This window comes from Rhizobium sp. ZW T2_16 (assembly GCF_044987325.1).
GTDB lineage: Bacteria > Pseudomonadota > Alphaproteobacteria > Rhizobiales > Rhizobiaceae > Neorhizobium > Neorhizobium cellulosilyticum.
Window position 1 is genome coordinate 788,745 of sequence record NZ_JBJDRG010000002.1, and the last position, 18,440, is coordinate 807,184.

An 18,440-nucleotide genomic window follows, 5' to 3' on the forward strand; every position below is an offset into this window, starting at 1 on the left:
CTGCCTTCCTATCAAATTATGCCAATCGATCGGTAAGACTTTTCGCCGACAGATCGATGACATCGCGTCCGGCAACACAAATACCGGCTACGCTTCTTGTTAGGGCAGCTATTACCCGCGTCCGAACTCATCGACAATGCGGATGATGTCGTCTTCCCCCAGATAGGAACCGGTCTGCACCTCGATCATTTCGAGCATGATCTTGCCGGGATTGGCGAGGCGGTGGACTTCACCCTGCGGAATGTAAACCGACTCGTTTTCGCGCACGATCTTGATCTCGTCGCCGACAGTGACTTCCGCCGTACCCTTGACGCAGATCCAGTGTTCGGACCGGTGATGGTGCTTCTGCAACGACAGCTTCTTGCCCGGTGTGACGAACAGCCGCTTCACCTGGAACCGGTCACCGTTGAGGATCGACGTATATCCACCCCAGGGGCGATAGGAGGTCGGATGGGTCTGGGTCAGTGCTGCGGTGCCCTTGGTCGATCCCAGAAGCTTGACCAGCGAGCCGACACTCTGGCTCTCGTCCAGCTTGCCGACATAAACGGCGTCCTCGCTGGCGATAACGGCAACGCCATCCAATCCCTGAACTGCGAGATGGCTGGTGCGCGACATCACGAGCGAATTGCGGGTGTTGACGACCGTGGCATTGCCGAGCGCGACATTGCCGTCGGTATCCTGCTTGCCGAGCTTCCATACCGCATCCCAGCTTCCCATGTCGGACCAGGAGAAGGAGGAGGGGACGACCGCAGCATTGGCCGTCTTTTCCATGATCGCATAGTCGATGGAAATGTCGGTCGCCTTCCCAAAGGCCTCGGCATCGAGCCGCACGAAGTCGAGATCGTTCTGCGCCTTGGCAACGGATGCAGCCGCCGCATCGGCCACAGCCGGTGCATATTTCTGCATTTCGGAGAGAACCTGTGCGGCACCGAACATAAAGATGCCCGAGTTCCACAGGAAGCCGCCGGCGGAGAGCATGGCGGCGGCCTTGTCTGCATCCGGCTTCTCAACGAAGCGTTTTACAGCCTTGGCGCCGTCGCCAAGATCCTTGCCGACTTCGATATAACCGTAACCGGTTGCCGGCTCGGTCGGCATTATGCCGAAGGTGACGAGCTTGCCGGCCTTGGCAGTCTTGAATGCGATGTCGATCGCTTCCTGATAGCTTTCGCCGGAGACGATCTCATGATCGGAAGCAAGAACCTGGATGATGGCGTCATCTCCGAATTTCTTCATCACGAATGCGGCAGCAGCAGCGACGGCCGGTGCCGTATTGCGCGCCGTCGGCTCCAGCAGCACGCCGGAGAGCTTTATGTCCAGTTCCCGGGCCTGTTCGGCCACGAGAAAGCGAAAATCCTCGTTGGTGATGACGACAGGAGCTTCATAGTAGCTGCTGTCGGAAATGCGCTCCAACGTCTTCTGGAACAGGCTGAGATCATCGGTGAACTGGATGAACTGTTTTGGCGCGCTCGCACGCGAAAGCGGCCAAAGACGTGTTCCCTTGCCACCCGCCATGATTACCGGAATGATCTTGTCAGTCATGCTTGCCCCGCCTTGTGCCGTTCTGTGTTCAGTGCCGGAATTGTCTTTAAATCTTGCGTTCGGTCGCAAAGCGCCGGATCAGCGCCAGGCCATCTTCAAGCAGCGCCGCAGCAGCCTCTTCCGTCCGCGCCTCGACATAGCAACGCATTTCGGGTGCATTGCCCGATGGACGCAGATGGATGATGCGGCCGTCCTCAAGGGTGACCCTCAAACCGTCGATATCGCTTTGCTTTGAAACTTTGCCGAGCGACGACAGGAAAGTCTCAAGGTTTTTGTCCGATTGCCTGAGATATTCCATCAGTGCGGAACTCGTCTCGATCGGAAAATTTTCCAGCCGGTCCGCCATGGCAACCGGCATCCGGAAATCCTCTGCCAGTTGCGAAAGGCGCAGTTTCTTTTGCGCGGCAAGCCAGAGAGGCCCCAATATGGGAAGAAAGCTGTCGCGTGTCGGCAGCGGGCGGATTGATCCGCTCGACAGGGAGAAGGTGGAGGCGGTCAGCAGGCCGCCATTGGCCTCGAACCCCATGACCTTCTCGCGCCCCGCGGCCAGTGCCTCGCTCATGCCGGCAATGACGAAGGGAGAGCCCACCCGCGTGCGAACCACGCGGAAGCTGCCGTTCGCCTCGATGCCGGAATTGGACGTGACCGGTGTCACGACAACGTCTGCGCCGAGGAAGAGGGAGGAGATCAGTCCGAGCAGGTCGCCGCGCACCGGCTCGCCGGTTTCATCGGACAGGAGAGGGCGGTCTCCGTCGCCATCGGCTGAAACGATCGCGTCCAGACCATGTTCCCGAACCCATTGGCGCAGCGACGCGATCGTCTCAGGTGAAACCGCCTCGGTATCGACCGGAATGAAATCCTCCGAAAACCCGAGTTCGACAACCTCGGCTCCGTAGTGCCGGATCGCTTCGACCAGCAGGTCGCGTGCGACGGTCGAATGCTGATAGACGCCGATTTTTAGTCCGGTGAGCGCGCCGGCCGGCAGGATGGATAAGACACGCTTGGCAAACAGCGCATTCGCAGCTTCGCTTCTGTCGGCTGCCGTGCCAGGCGTTGCATCGATCTCGGCATCACCCAGTTCGGCGGCGATCGCCGAGATCTGCAATTCGTCCTGTTTGTCGATTTCGCCGTCGGCGCGATAGAACTTGATGCCGTTACGATCGGCCGGAATATGGGAACCGGTGATCATCAGCGAAGCAGCGCCGATCTCAAGTCCGTAAAGGGCAAGTGCCGGTGTCGGCAGCGCTCCGCAATCGAGTGGGACCAGTCCCGCGCGCTCCAGCGCACCTATGCAGGTTGCGGCGATGGACGGGCTGGAAGGGCGGAAGTCACGTCCAACCAGAATATGATCTCCGGTCTTCGCAAGCCCGCTTCTGATCAGATGGGTCGCGAATGCCTGCGCATAAAGTGCTGATGCACGACCTTCGAGATCGGTAACCAGGCCTCTCAGTCCGCTCGTGCCGAATTTCATTGCCAATCCATCATATTGTAAGCTTCGTATACTTAGACGATACGCTAAGATTTTGCCCGACTTTCAGAAAATATATTTAACGCCTGAACTCTGCGACGGTTATCAGCAGAATACCCACCGTCAGCCGATTCAGCCTGAAACTTGCTTCGCAAAGCGGATGATAATGCGCATGGGGCGATTATGGCTTAGCACAGTTGCGCGCCAGGCCATGCTCAAAACCCGTTGCCGCCTTTGATTTCGGAGTAGACCGTTCCCGCCATGATTGAGATATCCATCCACAGAGAGAAATTCTGGACATAGTGGAGGTCGCAGGCAATGCGCGCCCTTGCCTTGGAGGCACGATCGGTCGGTCCTCTGAGGCCGCGCATCTGGGCAAGGCCGGTCATGCCGGGGCGCATTGTGTGCCGATCGTGATAGTCCGGCACGAGTTCTTCATAGGGTATGCCGGCCGCAAGCATCCCGACAGCGTGGCAGCGAGGGCCGACAAGCGACATGTCCCCCTTCAGCACGTTCAGCAATTGTGGCAGTTCGTCGATATTCAGGCGCCGGATGACCCGCCCCACTCTGGTGATGCGTGGATCATCCCGAACGGTCTGCGCAACTCCTGAGTGGTCGCATTGTTCGATATACATGGAGCGGAATTTATAGATTCTGATAAGCTTGCAATCTTTGCCCCATCGGTTCTGCCTGAAGGAAACCGGACCTTTGCTCTCAATCTTGATGAGTAGGCAGACAGTCAGCAGCACAGGTGCCAGAATTACCAGAGCATTGGCCGAAACTATGATGTCGATGAGCCTTTTGGCCACGAAATGCCAGTAAATCCTGGTCCGTAGCTGGTTCAACCCCAATTGCGATGCCGCGCTATTGGGAGATAATGTTTCGGGTCCGTCCAACTGTAGGATATTCACCGGATTCACCGCAAAAGTATATTATGGATCAACTTTATATTGATCTAATAGCGCACAACTATCGCGCTGTCAGCGAAGAAATTAAAAAAAGGTTAAATACGATGCCCGTTGCGATGTATATGCACGCGTGTGGGCTGCACTTAAGTGAACAATCCCAAGTAATATCGGTTGATCCGTGCCTGTTTATAGTGGGTCAGGGCGCATCCATCTCTCTCCTGGATGCGCGGTTTGCGTGCGCCTATGCCGTCCGTACGCCTTTGTTTTCGGGAGTTGTTGTGTGAATTTGCAATAACGCTGGGCGGGAAATGGTGCAACTTTGGCGTTATTGTCCGGAAGGTGTCTCGTTACCACATGTAAAATATGAACCCGATGACGAGTGCCCACATCGCCAGCGAGATACTGAAAACCAGGAGATAGTTTTTAAAACGCCTTGTCATGATTCTGATCATGCCTCGGCTTTGGCGATGGTTAAAACGCTGTCAAATTATATGGTTGATGTTCCTTTAATTGCGGCTGGCGCCAGACGCGCCGTTTCGGGAATGTGCATTGAAACAATACTACCTGCCTGTGGATGAGCGTTCCTGATCGACCCTTTCGACTGGCAGCTCGGGCGGGAGGGCGAGTTCGGCGACAGGTCGGCATGTTTCGTCGGCGAGTTCTTGAGGCTGAGCAGATCGGGCAGTCTCACTCGGCCGGCCGAATTTCTTACAGGAGGATCGCAAAGGACTGCGTGGTGCTTTTATCACCATCACCAAGATGGCTCGTTGCAGCTGCTTTCGGCTTGCATGGTGATGCGCACGGGTTTTTTAAGTGTATAAAAAATGCTTTGCTCTACTGTCGTCTATGCTTTCGTTACATCGACGTATTCGATACAAGCTCACGTCTGTAGCCGTGGCCGACAGTATGGATGCTGATTTCGACACTGCTGGCGGGTGCGGGAGCTTATGAGCTGTCTTGATGTCTATTGCGAAAGCGACCGGGCACAGGGCGAAGGGGCCTGAAGGGGATGATGTCGGAACTTTCGCTGGAACGAACCGGCATCAAGGGGCTGCGCTACATGCTGGTCTTGCTATTCTGGGGGCCGATCGTGATCGGGCTCCTGAATTACGGTGCCGTCGAGATCCAGACGGTCGCGCTAATGGTCGTGCCAGTCTTCTCGATGATCGCCGTTGTGTCGATCATAAACGGCATATCGGAGCGAACCAGGGTTGCCTTGGTTTCGGCTCTGGTTCTCATCATCATGGCTTTTGCGTGGGTTGCGCTACAGGTGACGCCCCTGCCTTCAGTTCTGTTCGCACAGCCTGCGTGGCAGGATGTTGCCGGCATTTCGCCCTCCGTCAGCGCCAGCATATCGCTTACGCCGGGAGACGACTGGCCATCTGCCTTGCGGATCGCTCTGCCGCTCGGGATATTTGTGCTCGCCTTACTGTTGTTCGACACTGATGATCGTGCAGTCGGAGCTGTCAAAGCCCTTGCGGTATCGGGTGGGATCGTTTCTGTCCTGTCTATCCTCCAATTCGAGATTGCGCCGGGTGCCTTGCTTTTCTGGCCCAAGATTGCCTATCTGGATAGCCTCACCGGCTTTTTCGTCAATCGAAATACCGCCGCCACCTACTTTGGTCTGATCCTCCTGCTGAACCTCGCCTTGCTTCTTCACGCGCTAGGTGATCCGGGGATCGGTTTTGCCGATTTGCGGCGCTGGTGGTACCGCGACAGCAAGTGGCGAGCGCTTGGTTATGGGCTGTGGTTTTCGACCTCGCTGATTGCGCTCATGTTGACTAAATCTCGCGCTGGTCTTCTTTCCTGCCTCGTTGCAATAACCTGCCTCCTTGTACTCCGGCTGTTCCGCCGGTCTAAAAGACAAAGAGTAGGACGGCCGTTTTCCGCACCGCGCATCGCGCCGTGGCTGAAGCGCAGCCTCCAATTGGTCGCCATCTTGCTGATCTTGTTGTTCGTACTTCAGATTTTCGGCGGCAGAACATTGTTGCGGGCCGAGACGCAAGGGGTTGGCGATAGCCGTTACTGCGTCATGCCGGGCATCTTGTCTGCAGTCGCCAACCAATTTCCCTGGGGGGCGGGCCTTGCAAGCTTTGAGGATGTTTTTCCCGGTTACCGCGATCCGGCTTGTGGCCTCTATGGTATCTGGAGCCGGGCGCATAACTTCTATCTGGAGGGAATTTTTACATTCGGCCTGATGTTTGTGATGATGGCGATGGTGGCATTTCTGATGTTGCTCCGCTTTTTCTGGATCGGCTTGCGGCAGCGGCGTGGGCTGCGCTTTGGGCCAGAGATCGGCCTTTCTGCTCTTTTACTTGTCGCCATCCATTCAGCCTTCGACTTTTCACTGCAGATCTCGGGAATGGCTGTCATTGTCGCGGTCCTGCTGGCGCCACTCGTAACAATCAGCCTGAACCCGCCAGGAAAATCATCATCGGCATGATGTCCGCGATGGTTGTGAAGGGTGGAAATGTCAATCCTTGTTTTTTTTGTCGAAAATTGAGGACTGTTATTTCGCTGTGTTTTTCCCGCTGAGTTACTGGCAGAAAATCGGTTGCTGCTGCGATCAGGAATGAAGGTGATGCCTGTTAACTAAGCTTTTGAACATTTCATCGCCCAGTTGTTGTGCGGGATTAACTTAAGTGTAACCATTCGTTATTCGTGTATTTGTAATATGTTGCGAGGGCGCAACAGCTCGTCGGCAAGAACTACTTGTTTCAATTTGGTCGGGCAACCGGTCTGGCCAGAGCTGCTGGTTCATGCATATTGGCGACGGGTTCCAGGGGATAAAAAGTGAAAATCAAAGCCGCCGCTACTTTCTTCATCATGTCGACGACGGCATTGACGAGTTGCACATCCTTGCCGAGCTCCGGCCCGGCAGTGAAAGATGTCGAGGCGCAGGCGACGGCGAGGGTAACCTCTGCGAAAAAACCGCAGGCTGTTGGCATCGACTATGCTTTGGTCGATCTCAACAAGACCGTCCTGAATTTTGTCCAGTCGGCAACCACCACCTCGCTCGTTGGTGGCTTCGGTGGTGGGCGTGGTGGCGCTCCGAGCCTGCCTCTCGGTGTTGGTGACATCGTTCAGGTTTCCATTTTTGAATCGCAATCTGGCGGTTTGTTCATCCCCAACGACGCAGGCAGCCGTCCCGGCAATTATGTAACGCTTCCGCAGCAGACGATCGACCGCGATGGCACGTTGAGCGTTCCTTATGCTGGCCGTGTTCGTGCTTCTGGTCGTGCTGTTGAAGATGTCCAGCGTGACATTGAAGACGTTCTCGCTAACCGCGCGATCGAGCCACAGGTAGTCATAACGAAGGTTGAAAGCCGTTCGGCACAGGTTGCCGTTCTCGGCGACGTTCGCACTCCGTCGAAGATCGAGCTTACGGAAGCTGGCGAACGCATTCTCGACGTCCTTTCGGAAGCCGGTGGCTTGAGCGCGCCGGGCGTCGAAACATATGTGACGCTGCAGCGGCGTGGTAAATCTGCGACCGTACAGTACGATCATCTCGTGGCGACGCCGTCTGAAAATATCTATGTTGCTCCCGGCGACACGATCCTCGTTGATCGCGAGCGTCGTACCTATCTGGCCTTCGGTGCATCCGGCCTGAATGGTCGCTTCGATTTCGAGGAGTCGAATCTGACTTTGGGTGAAGCCCTCGGCAAGGCCGGCGGGCTTCTTGATGCACGGGCTAACCCGGCTCAGTTGATGCTCTATCGCACTGTGGAAAAGAGCTTCCTGTCCAAGCTCGGTGTAGATACGGCGAAGTTTGCGGGGGACACCGTTCCTGTCATCTTCCGCGCCAATCTTCGTGATCCCGCTGCGTTCTTCGCGGTACAGAAGTTCCCGATGCAGGACAAGGACGTCATCTACGTATCGAACTCCGACTCCGTGGAAGTCCTGAAGTTCCTGGAAATCCTGAATTCTGTCACGTCGACTGCTTCCGGCGTAACGTCCGACGCAGTATCCACGCGTGATGCTATTCGGGACCTAAACTGACGTAAATATTGGGTTTCTATCGTTATTAACTTTGGCTTAACCTTTAACTTGATCGTGGCATGTATCCGTGCAAAAGCTGCAGTCGAAGTGCCTAAGGTGGAGAAGTATAATGCGTGCTCGTTATATCAATAACATCACTAAAGTCGCCGCTGCAGGTGCGATTATCTCGGTAGTATTTGGAGTCGCGGGCGCCAGCGCTCAGACAAGCGCTCCGGCTGCAGGTTGTTTCGTTGAGCCGGCCAAGCTGCCGAACGCCGATATTCAGGCCTTTCTCGATGCTCCTGATGCATTGCTGACCCAGTTTCCATCAGGTGGCCTCACCCTTTCCAGCCAGGTGCGCTCTCTTGCCGGTTCCAGCGCCGATGCGCTCGCGCCGCTTCTGGCTCTTGCCAAGCAGGCCAGCCCATCCCAGGCCGCCGCGATCGGCGCCGGTCTCGCGCGCGTGGCTCGTTCATGCGTTGCGGCCGATCCTGAATATGTTGCCCAGATCCAGGCCGCAATTGCCGATGTGGAAGTGGCCGGGCTTGAGACTGCATTTACTTCAGGTCTGAATGAAACACAGACCGCGGCGCTCGGCGGAGGCGCTGGTGGCGGTGCTGCGGCGGCCGGCGGCGCATCTGCGATCGGCGGAGGAGGGGCCTCCGACGGTGCTGCCGGCAGTTCCGGTGACGGCTCGACTTCAACGCCGACGACCGTGCAGACGTTCAGTCTGCGAAACGTTACTTATAACGGCGAGATAAGCTGCTCCACTCCGAACTGCTAAGCTATCCCACATCGAGGTCGTCAATTGCAGCTCCATAACCGGGACTTTCAGAGAAACTGGCGGGTTGACGACACGGATGACGATAATTCGCCCCGTGGCATAGACTTCGAGGCGATTTTCGCAATAGTCCGCCGGCAATGGTTGGTTGTTGCCGTCTGCATTGCTGTGGCGCTCGCTCTCGGCGTCGTGAACATCATCACCGCCGTGCCGCTTTACACTGCTAGCACGAAGATTCTGATCGACCGTGGTAACAGCGAGGTCGTCCAGCAGCTTTCCACCATCGGCGGTGTTACCGATGACGAGCCGACTGTCCTCAGCCAAGTTGAGTTGCTGATGTCGGATACCGTGGCTCTGACCGTGGTGGACAAGCTCGATCTGTCGAATGATCCGACATTCATGACCGCAAGACCCTCGTTGATACAGACGATCATGGGAACAGTGCGGTCGCTGGTAACGGTGACCGGTTGGCTTGGGTCCAAACCGGCTGAAATCCCGACAAGCGAGGAAAAGCGCCGTGCGGCCGCTGATGCGGTCCTTGCCAATATGAGTGTGATGAGGGTGGATCGCACCTACGTTCTGGAAGTAAGCTACAGGTCTCCATCTGCGGATATGGCAGCGCGCGTCGCGAACGCGATCGGTGACTCTTATCTCGTAGACAAGCTGAATTCGAAATATGATGCGACGCGTCGTGCAAGTGATTGGTTGCAGGATCGCATTGCGGAACTGCGCCAGAAGGCACTGGACTCCGATCTCGCGGTTCAGAAATTCCGTGGCGAGCATGGACTCGTTGCTGCTGGCAGCGTGCTGATGTCCGATCAGCAGTTGTCGGAATTGAACAGCGCATTGATCGTCGCTCAGTCCGATACGTCCAAGGCGCAGGCACGCCTTGAGCGCATCGAGAGTATCATTGCATCGGGCCAGTCCGATGCAATGGTGACCGACCTGCTCGACAATCCCGTCGCCAATGAACTGCGGCAGAAATATCTTGCTGCATCCAAGCGTGAGACGGAAATTTCCGACCGGCTGGGTTCGAACCACATTCAGGCTGCTCGCCTGCGTAGCGAAATGGCCGAATATCAGCGGCAGATGTTCGCTGAACTCAATCGTATCGCCGAGAGCTACAAGAGCGATCTCGACGTTGCCGTTGCGCGCGAGAAAAGCCTGACGCAATCAGTCAGCCAGGCCACGGGCGTGAGCGCGACCGCCAACCTGACCCAGGTTCAGCTGCGTGAACTCGAGCGCGAGGCAGAGACCTACAAGAATCTGTATCAGACTTTCCTTCAGCGGTATCAGGAAGCAATCCAGCAACAGTCTTTCCCTGTTACCGAAGCGCGCATTATTACCAATGCAGTGCCGCCGCCAGGCCCCAGCCATCCGAAGAAGCCTCTCACTCTTGCACTTTTCTTCCTTCTGGGGGCCGCTGCAGGTGCGGGCGTCGGAGGCTGGAGGGAATATCGGGACCGGTTTTTCCGTACCGGAAAACAGGTCCAGGATTACCTGGGCCTTGAATTCCTAGGTATGACGCCGCTTGTTCCGAATGCAGCAAACCCTGCCAAGAGCGGCGTCCAGCAAAAGCCGGGGCTCATTCAGAAAACAAGCCCGCTCGTGACTTATGTGGTTGAGCACCCGTTGTCACCGTTTGCCGAAACTCTCAGAAGCGCAAAGATTGCCGCTGATCTTCGTTTTTCGGATAAGCCCTGCAAGGTGATCGGCATCGTGTCGTCACTGCCGGCCGAAGGAAAGTCTGCGATCTCGATCAACTTCGCCGAACTTCTTGCTCGCCAGGGCAGCAAAACGCTTCTGATCGATGCTGACCTTCGCAATCCGGGTACTACGCGAGCCATTGCACGGCATGCCGAAGCAGGCTTGCTGGAAGCGCTGCTGGACGGTCAGGACCTCGATCGCCTGCTCTTGAGCGACGATGCAACCGGCCTGTCGGTATTGCCGGCCGTAGTGCGCCAGAGAACGCCGCACTCTTCCGAACTGCTGGCTTCGTCAGGCATGCGAGGGCTGCTGAAGAAGGTGAGCGAACAGTACGATTATATTGTTGTCGATTTGCCGCCGCTCGGCCCTGTCGTGGATGCGCGCGCAATTGCAGATCGCATCGATGGCTTCATCTTCGTGGCGGAATGGGGCGCGACGGCGCGCCGGGTTGCGATCGAAGTCCTAAATGCAAATCCGCAGGTACGGGACAAATGCATCGGTGTGATCCTCAACAAAGTCGATCAGGATCGATTGAAGCTGTACCACGACTATGGCTCCAACGATTACTACTACTCCCGCTACTCCCGCTATTATCACGAGTCTAATTAAACCACATGCATCGTGGAAGAAGCCCTGCGCTTGTCGGCATCCTCCTCGCGCTGTCGATCTTTGTCTTGTGGCTTTCCGCGACACAGATCTCGCGTTTTGTCCGCTTCGGTGCGCTTTTGCCGATGGCTCACCGCCTTGAAAGCGGCACGCCAACGGCAACACAGGCGGTCAGGGAGCTGGTTCCTGTTGCGGAGGGTGTAAGGGAAGCCGGCATCTGTCAGGGGATATTCGTCAAAAGCGGTTACACCATTTTGCTGGCGGAGCTTGATACTGAAAACCAGGATACCGGTTATGATAGCTGGGTGATGGCCATGGAGCGCGCCGAAGCCTTTGGTCGCCACGCACTGGGTTGTTTACCTACGAATGGGGACTTCTGGCTTAAGTTGGCCAGATTGCATCAGGCGACCGGCGAACAGCCGGGCGAAATGCTTCAGTTTCTGAACAATTCCCAGCTATACGCACCGGCGGAGCCACAGGTTCTGGCTGCGCGTTACGCTTTTTATGGACATCTCACGGAGGCAAGCCTGCAACTCGTCGGCGAAATTATTGCCAATGATGTCCGGGCGATATGTTCTGCCAGTGGCAACGATATGCGTCGTTTTCTGGCTCCGCCTTCACAGGCGGTTCAGCGCGTCATCAACGACGTGCAGCCCCAGTGTGTTATTCCGAGGAAGCCGGTCTGAAGCCTGCTCAGCAGGCGCGACTGGGTCAAAAACTGAAGGGCCTGCCCGAAACTTGCAATCCGTTACGAGATGAGTGCAGGCGTGAAAACAGCCCGCCAAGACCTTGCGAGCGAATCCGAATGGACGTTGAAGGCGTCAGATGTCGTACCACAGGCGAGGATTGTCACCGGACTGGATCTTGATCCATTTCAGATCCGTCTGGTTCCAGGCCCTGACCGCCGAGCTCCGGTTGTCGAGCACCAGATCCCCCTCTGATGTGCGAACGACAAGTACGGCATGGCCTTCTCCGGCACGGGTTTTCGCAACTGCGATACGAAGGCTTCTGGTCGGCCATCCGGCCTTGATCAGCTGATGACGTTTTGTCAGCGCAAAGTCTTCGCAGTCGCCCGCCGTGACGTCCTGTGCCCACACGTCGTCGCCGTCATCGTCATTCTGCGCGATGATCGTTCTGTTCACCGTGGAGTTGATGCGCAGCAGTTCGGCCCGTAACGCAGGGGTCAATGTGACTTCCGCATCGCCGCGGCCTGCATCGCAGCTTCCACTATTGTCCTTGCAGAAGCGCACAAAAGCGAAGGGTGCCAGGGTAAACTTTGTCGCAGTGATAAACTGGCTGGGAGGCGCGCTGCGCAAAGGGCGCGCAAGTCCCGCGGCAGGGCCGGCGAAAGCGCTACCCACACCGAGGGCCGATGATATCAGCAAAGCAGCCAGAACAGTCTTGGCAAGCATGATGCTCTCCGACGAAAAGTACCTGGGATCGTTATCTGATCCCGCCTTCTCAAGGGTGTACCACCTGCGATTTTCTGTCTGTTTAAGTGCAATGCTCGAATTTTAGCGAACGGTTGCTAATGGTATCAATTCGGACCGGGCCAATACGTGGAGCCGAATTTGCGAGATGCTACTCGTCTGGCTCAAACCATGTCGGCTTCAATATAATAAGCCCAATGACAAGGGGAACCATGATCGCCGCACTAAGCCGCTGTGGCCACCCGTGCAAATTCGATCCTGCTTTCTTTTTATTGCCGTTAGCGGATGCTCTTTCGAGGTGAAACACCGCCATTGATGCCTCCCGTATTTTTATTAGTAAGTCATAATGTAATTGACGGTCACAATCAATGGATGCGCGTTTGTTCCGCGCTTGCAATATATTGATGGTAAACAACGACCTGTTCCTGCCCGGTATATGGTATGCCAGAGACAGGCATCTCGTTGGGCAAACCCGTTCAGGATTTGCGGCAGAGTGCTATGTAATCGTCGGCGATAGTATCCCAGCGAAGCGTGTCAGCGACCTTGATGGCGCCATCTTCGGCTTTCCGTCGCCATGCGCTGAGGTCTTCGCGGCGGAACTCGATGATAGCCGCGGCAATGCTTTCGGGTGTCACCGCATCCTGTATCAGCTGGCCGGCGAGCCCTCGCTCGAAAAGCTCATCGAGACCGCCTGATCTCGTGCCGATCACTGGTCTTGCCGCAAGTGCGGCCAGAACTCCGACGCCGCTCTGGGAGTTGAAATTCTGATAGGCGAGCATGAAGCAGTCGACTGTCGCGATGAGATTGGGAAGCGCTTCATCCGGCAGGAAACCTTCTCGGACATCGAAGCCAGCAGGGTCTTCGGCGATGGCCGCAAGGCATTCGTCCCAGTAGCCAGGCTCCTGTTTAAGCGGCTCGCCTGCAAGCACAAGGGTTACATCCGATCCGGCACGACGCGCCAGAGCGACCCCCCGAATGACCTCAAGCACGCTTTTGTTCCGCCTCAGCGAACCGAAGATGAGCAACCTGCCGGAGCCGGGAAGCGGTGTTGCCTTGCCGACGGTAAATGGACCGTGCGGGATCACGTGAATTTTGCTGTCGCGAATGCCGAAATCTTGGATTAGCGCGTCTCTTGCCGCCGGCGTCAGAGTAACCAGCATCGTCGACAGACGATATGATAGCGCATGGGCGCCGCGTTCGATCCCGCGAAGTGCTTTGGGAAGTGCCCAGGCGTGTGGTTGCGCATCGTGCACAATGAAGATCACTTTCGCGCCCGTCAGGCGCAGGATTGCAAGCATCGGCAGCGTGAAGAGCAGCGGCTCAGGAATTGTGAAGATGAAATTGCGTGTGGTGAACCTGAGCTTCAGGACGGAAAAGACGCTGAGCCCGATGCGGGAGAGGGACGCGACGATCCTCTTGATCTTCGGGTGATCTCCCACTAGTTCGCGTGGCTGGGCGATGCGGGTAAGATTAGGGTGTCTGGGATCACGTTCAGCGGGATCTGCAAGTGGCGCGACGAAGGCGATGGTTGCACCTTGCTCGGCAATCGCTTGAGCCAGCATCTGGGCAACCCATGCGGCACCTGATCTCCAGGCCTTGGTCATCAGGCAAATCTCAGGCATGCAGGTCCTCGGCAATAGGGTTCAATTCGACTTGGGTTTATATCGCTGCGATCTTCAATGTCTTGAAATTAGGGCAGGGTGGGAAGGAGAAACCCGTGCGGCGCCTGATCAGCTTGGGCTCGCGGCAGAACTCGTCTGCACGGAAGTCTGGAGGCGTGACGGTGTGGCCTCCACCGGAGCGATCCGATGTCCGAACCGCTTGCGAAGCCCCATGATGGGCTTCTCGAGCAGATAATAGGACAGGATGGCAAAAACGAAGGCGATCGCGAATTCAACCCAAGAAATGATTGCGTGGGGTAGCAATTCGAGCCAGGCCGAAAAGAAGAAAACGACGGCTCCATGCCACACATAAAGCGAATAGCTCAAAGCCCCGACCCAGATCATAACCGGAAGATTGAGGACGCGGTTGAAAAGCGGAACCGGCTTGGCGAAGATAACCGATGCCAGGATCGGCATGAGCGCAAGGCCTTGGAAGGTAAACCGCCACGTATTCTGGAAATAGCTGTCGCGAAGGGCAAAGGTTGCCAGCATGATGGCCACCGAGACGAAGAACACGGACCTTCTGGTCATGAACGTGATCAGGCGGCGGCCCCAGTCAAACTCCGGCAGGCAGGCAAGGATCGCGCCGAAGGCGATGGAATCGAACCTTGTTTCTGAGCGCTGGTATAGTTCGAGCGTATTGACGATGCCCGGCTCGTTATAGGCATAGATGAGCCGCAAGCAGAGCGCGATCACGCAGATCGCCAAAGCCAGCATCAGCATTTTCCTGGCCTCACCCCGCATCAGAACCAGTGCGAGCGGAGCAAAAAGATAGAAGTGCTCTTCCACCGATAGCGACCAGAGTATTCCGACGGGCAGCGTCAGCGGGTAACCCATATGATCGTAGTGGATAATCAGATAGTTCACGAAGTAGAAAAAGACCGATGCGACTTCGACTGGAACGACAGGCTGTCCGCGAAGCATCATGGTGGTCGCGGTGACGCAGACATAGACGATGAGGACGGGATAGAGGCGCAGCACTCGGCGGATGTAGAAGTTTTTGAGGCTGATACCGCCCGAATTCTTGTTCTCGGCCAGCAGCAGTCTTGTGATCAAAAAGCCGCTGAGCACAAAGAAGACCTTCAGACCGATCGCGCTTATTCCGACAAGGCTTGAAGGAAGCAGCATGTGGCCAATCAGGACCAGCAATATGCTGCATCCACGTACGCCGTCGAGAGAGGGGACATTTCCGGAGCGTGCTGGCCATTCCGCAGGTGAAAGATGCAGTCTGCCAGTCATATTTGGCGTGCCCCGAGATTAAAATCGTGAATATATTTCGATGGTCCCAATAACACGGAAAGGATGAGGCACCCTCTTCAGTCTTCAGGCTCGCATATCACGACTACACTAAATCATAATGCGGGGATACGACAGTAGTGTCGTCGAAGGCGTTAAATATATGGTTAGCGGTGGAAAAGACCTCATCAGCATAACCGGCCTCCGCGAAAGAGAATGTTTCGTCGCCGAAATTCGCCCCGGCTTGATCGTCGAGCGCAAAGGCATATGTGTGGGGGGAGGTTTCGTCGCCCGCCGCTGAGCTTTCGAAATAGGCGGCATCGACGCTGTCGCCGGCCACCAGGAAGCTCATTGAACCAGAACCGTCATTGGAATGACTGTCGAACTTGGTGTACGCGACGAGCTTCCAGGAGGCATCATAGAGGCTGGTCGATGACGGATGACCCTGCTGCTCGGCTGTGAAAACCTGAACCTCGTGCGTTCCGTCATGGTTAGCCATCTGGATCTTCGAAATCTTGCCATCCGAGTCATAATCGGTGCGGGACTGCAGCTTCCAATCGACATAGACTTCGACCTGTTTGATGTCGTCGGTACCTGGAACGAAACTCGTGAGGGTGTTGAGGCCGTTCTCGCCAGCGACGTTCACAGCAGTCGTCCGTCCGAGGTCATCGAAGTAGCTGACGCTGACGAGCTTCCATGAGGCATCATAGAGGGTCGTGGATGTCGGATGATCCTGCTGTTCGGGCGTGAAGGTCTGAACCTCATGCGTGCCTTGGTTATGATCCGTCTGGATTTTCGAAATCGAACCGTTCTCGTCGTAGTTGGTGCGGGACTGTAGCTTCCAGTCGACATAGACCTCGACTTGCGAAACGGCATTGGTGCCGGCAACGAAACTCGTCAGCGTATTGACGCCATTGTCTCCGGCAGCGTTGATGACGCTCACCCGACCATTATCGTCGAAATAGGTGACGCTGATCAGCTTCCATGATTCATCGTAAGCGGTGGTGGAAACGGGGCTGGTCTGGTGCGTGTCGTCATAGTTCTCGATCGTCCGGCTGCCGTCTGCCTCAACATGCTCGACCGTGGTGATGAGCCCCATGGCGTCATAGGCATATTGGACCGATGAAACCACCACGCCATTTTCGATGACGACGGTGGAATCCACGAGCGCAGAACCCGGTGGCGCATATGTACTCGTCGTCTGTCCGGCCTCGCTATAGGTCGTGAGCGAGGCGAGCTTTCCTTCCGCAGTCAGATGTTGCGACTGCGACAGCGCATCGCTTCCGCTCTTGTAGGAGGTAATCGTCTGGCCGCCATCCGCTTCGTAGGAAACCTGCCGCGTTGGATATCCCTTGGAATCGTAGCTCGTCGTACCCGAAACCGTCCAGTTCGCCGCATATTCCGTCACGGATTGGATAATGCCAGTCTTGGCGTTGAAGGTTGAAAGGTCGTGGCTGCCGTCTGCATTGTCGACCTGCCGCCCGGTCAGGTTTCCGGAGGCATCGAAACTGTCGCGACTGACGAGCGTCCATGAGCTGTTATAGACCTCGATCTTGGCCAGAACGCCATTTTCGTAAGTCTCGCTGATATGCTGCCCGTCGATATGCTCGGTTACATAATTCAGGCTACCATCCGCGTGATAGCTGGTCTCCTGATAGGTTTCATGGGCGCCTGGCTCATAGAGCTTTTCGATCGTGATGCCGGTCGCATCGGTGACGCTTTCCTGAATGCGTTCGTGATCGGAATTGTAGACCGTTTCGGTCGCCGGGTAGGACTTGCCAGCCTCGCCGTAAACGGTAACGGTTATGCCTCCATCGACCGCGATGACCGCTTTTGAGCTCAGGTTGCCATCGGCATCGAAAATGCTGCGAGACAAAAGCTGGCCGCCCTTGGTGAGGACGTCGCTGAGCGTGACTGTTTTGCCATCCTGGGCATAGACATCGTGACGGACGGTCCCATCCTTGAGGACCGTCTCTGTAACGACCGCACCGGTATATTTTTCCAGCACGTCCATTTGAGGTACGTCCAGAACACCGAGGTCAGGCTGTACAGTGTAGATATATGTCGGGTTCGCCGTTCCCGCGACCCAGTAGGATGCGGAGGTCCAGACGTCGTCATTGGCCTGCAGATAAGCCATCATCTTGTCGAGTGCTTCGAGCGCCTGCGGATTGTCCGCTACGCCGAATTCGCCGAGATAAAGCGAAACGCCGTTTGCACGTGCCCATTCGGTAATGGCAGTCAGTCGTTCCACGCCGATATCTGCCGAAACGACCCACTCATGCTGGCCGGAAGTGTCGTCGAGATACTGATGGACCTCGATTGCGTAGTTGTTGGCGGGGTCGACGATGGCGCCCTCGGCGCCGATGATCTTGGCGTTGTCGCCGCTCGTCCAGCTCCACGCTCCGGTCCAGCCGATGCCCGGCACCAGCACTTGCTGGGTGGCGCCGGTCTCGCGAATGGCGGAGATCGCAGCGTTGCTGATGGAAAGCCAGTCGCTGGCATTCTCCTGTTGCGGCTCGTTCATCAGCCCGAAGCGAACGTTGCTGTCATCCGCAAATTCGCTGGCGATCTTGCTCCACAGGTTGACGAATGACGAGACCGGGACCTCCGGGCTGCCAATCAGCTGGTCGTTGTATTTTCCGTAATTATGAACGTCCAGGATGACGCTGATGCCTTGGGAGGCCGCATAGTCGACGACCTGATGGATGCTTTTGAGAAGATCGGCGTTGAGAGGTCCGCCGAGCGAATTCTGCATCGTCTCCCAATTGAAGGGCAGTCGGATGTTTGTGAAACCCTTAGAAGCGAAATAATCGATCTGCGATGTGGTTGGCACCATGTAGGTGCCATCGAAGACCCAGTCTGCTCCCCAAAGATTAATACCAAGATCCATCATCGATACCCCTTTTAAGTATGGGGGTGTTTTACGGATCCGCTTTCACTTTCAGGCAAAAATAAAATTTAGAATTTTATCTATCTGGTCTTTATTTGGGAATTTACGGGGTTTTATGTCGGGAAACTCCCGGAGATGGTAAATATATACTACCTATCCTTATTGTATATTTGTGAGGGGCGGTCGCATTTGGACGAGTGTATCAATTTAATATTGCAGCCAATTGAAACAGGCAA

12 protein-coding genes are annotated in these 18,440 nt (G+C 56.0%); 5 read left to right on the plus strand and 7 right to left on the minus strand.

Annotated features, from left to right (window positions below; genetic code table 11):
• Nucleotides 1-111 precede the first annotated feature (111 nt).
• The 3 genes from ACI3K0_RS09390 to ACI3K0_RS09400 all read right to left on the minus strand — a co-directional run bounded on the left by ACI3K0_RS09390 (nt 112) and on the right by ACI3K0_RS09400 (nt 3,858).
• Nucleotides 112-1,539: a mannose-1-phosphate guanylyltransferase/mannose-6-phosphate isomerase gene (locus ACI3K0_RS09390; protein ID WP_404945268.1), complete on the minus strand. Its 1,428-nt coding sequence runs from the start codon at nt 1,537-1,539 to the stop codon at nt 112-114.
• Between the two features lie 46 nt (nt 1,540-1,585).
• Nucleotides 1,586-3,010 (minus strand): phosphomannomutase, encoded by a 1,425-nt coding sequence (locus tag ACI3K0_RS09395; protein ID WP_183826997.1) that lies wholly within the window; start codon nt 3,008-3,010, stop codon nt 1,586-1,588.
• A 212-nt stretch (nt 3,011-3,222) separates the two neighbouring features.
• Nucleotides 3,223-3,858 carry a sugar transferase gene (locus ACI3K0_RS09400; protein ID WP_246436328.1) on the minus strand — a complete coding sequence of 212 codons (636 nt, stop codon included), beginning with the start codon at nt 3,856-3,858 and terminating at the stop codon, nt 3,223-3,225.
• Nucleotides 3,859-4,927: 1,069 nt separating this feature from the next.
• Between ACI3K0_RS09400 and ACI3K0_RS09405 the strand changes: the two genes are divergently transcribed.
• From ACI3K0_RS09405 to ACI3K0_RS09425, 5 genes are all read left to right on the plus strand, one after another.
• On the plus strand, nt 4,928-6,358 hold the full coding sequence (locus tag ACI3K0_RS09405; RefSeq protein ID WP_404945269.1) for an O-antigen ligase family protein: 1,431 nt from the start codon (nt 4,928-4,930) through the stop codon (nt 6,356-6,358).
• Between the two features lie 383 nt (nt 6,359-6,741).
• The gene (locus tag ACI3K0_RS09410) at nt 6,742-7,914 is read left to right on the plus strand and encodes a polysaccharide biosynthesis/export family protein (protein ID WP_183827490.1); all 1,173 of its coding nucleotides are present in this window, start codon (nt 6,742-6,744) and stop codon (nt 7,912-7,914) included.
• A gap of 109 nt (nt 7,915-8,023) precedes the next feature.
• Entirely contained in the window at nt 8,024-8,677 is a 654-nt protein-coding gene (locus tag ACI3K0_RS09415) for a hypothetical protein (protein WP_404945270.1), read from the plus strand.
• 99 nt (nt 8,678-8,776) lie between these two features.
• On the plus strand, nt 8,777-10,990 hold the full coding sequence (locus ACI3K0_RS09420) for a polysaccharide biosynthesis tyrosine autokinase (RefSeq protein WP_183827487.1): 2,214 nt from the start codon (nt 8,777-8,779) through the stop codon (nt 10,988-10,990).
• 65 nt (nt 10,991-11,055) lie between these two features.
• Nucleotides 11,056-11,673 (plus strand): hypothetical protein, encoded by a 618-nt coding sequence (locus ACI3K0_RS09425; RefSeq protein WP_404945271.1) that lies wholly within the window; start codon nt 11,056-11,058, stop codon nt 11,671-11,673.
• Between the two features lie 135 nt (nt 11,674-11,808).
• Here the strand turns inward: ACI3K0_RS09425 and ACI3K0_RS09430 are convergent, their stop codons facing one another.
• The 4 genes from ACI3K0_RS09430 to ACI3K0_RS09445 form a co-directional block, all read right to left on the minus strand.
• Nucleotides 11,809-12,399, minus strand: a complete 591-nt coding sequence (locus tag ACI3K0_RS09430; RefSeq protein ID WP_148147943.1) for a transglutaminase-like cysteine peptidase — start codon at nt 12,397-12,399, stop codon at nt 11,809-11,811.
• Nucleotides 12,400-12,893: 494 nt separating this feature from the next.
• Nucleotides 12,894-14,039 carry a glycosyltransferase family 4 protein gene (locus ACI3K0_RS09435; RefSeq protein WP_183826985.1) on the minus strand — a complete coding sequence of 382 codons (1,146 nt, stop codon included), beginning with the start codon at nt 14,037-14,039 and terminating at the stop codon, nt 12,894-12,896.
• Nucleotides 14,040-14,147: 108 nt separating this feature from the next.
• Nucleotides 14,148-15,317: an acyltransferase gene (locus ACI3K0_RS09440; protein ID WP_148147945.1), complete on the minus strand. Its 1,170-nt coding sequence runs from the start codon at nt 15,315-15,317 to the stop codon at nt 14,148-14,150.
• A gap of 103 nt (nt 15,318-15,420) precedes the next feature.
• Nucleotides 15,421-18,204 (minus strand): glycoside hydrolase family 5 protein, encoded by a 2,784-nt coding sequence (locus ACI3K0_RS09445; RefSeq protein WP_404945272.1) that lies wholly within the window; start codon nt 18,202-18,204, stop codon nt 15,421-15,423.
• Nucleotides 18,205-18,440: the final 236 nt, after the last annotated feature.

Bases quoted from the DNA above. Each gene is read 5' to 3' on its own strand.
- ACI3K0_RS09390 (WP_404945268.1), bottom strand. From the start codon at position 1,539: ATGACTGACAAGATCATTCCGGTAATCATGGCGGGTGGCAAGGGAACA.
- ACI3K0_RS09395 (WP_183826997.1), bottom strand. From the start codon at position 3,010: ATGAAATTCGGCACGAGCGGACTGAGAGGCCTGGTTACCGATCTCGAA.
- ACI3K0_RS09405 (WP_404945269.1), top strand. From the start codon at position 4,928: ATGTCGGAACTTTCGCTGGAACGAACCGGCATCAAGGGGCTGCGCTAC.
- ACI3K0_RS09410 (WP_183827490.1), top strand. From the start codon at position 6,742: ATGTCGACGACGGCATTGACGAGTTGCACATCCTTGCCGAGCTCCGGC.
- ACI3K0_RS09415 (WP_404945270.1), top strand. From the start codon at position 8,024: ATGCGTGCTCGTTATATCAATAACATCACTAAAGTCGCCGCTGCAGGT.
- ACI3K0_RS09430 (WP_148147943.1), bottom strand. From the start codon at position 12,399: ATGCTTGCCAAGACTGTTCTGGCTGCTTTGCTGATATCATCGGCCCTC.
- ACI3K0_RS09435 (WP_183826985.1), bottom strand. From the start codon at position 14,039: ATGCCTGAGATTTGCCTGATGACCAAGGCCTGGAGATCAGGTGCCGCA.
- ACI3K0_RS09440 (WP_148147945.1), bottom strand. From the start codon at position 15,317: ATGACTGGCAGACTGCATCTTTCACCTGCGGAATGGCCAGCACGCTCC.
- ACI3K0_RS09445 (WP_404945272.1), bottom strand. From the start codon at position 18,204: ATGGATCTTGGTATTAATCTTTGGGGAGCAGACTGGGTCTTCGATGGC.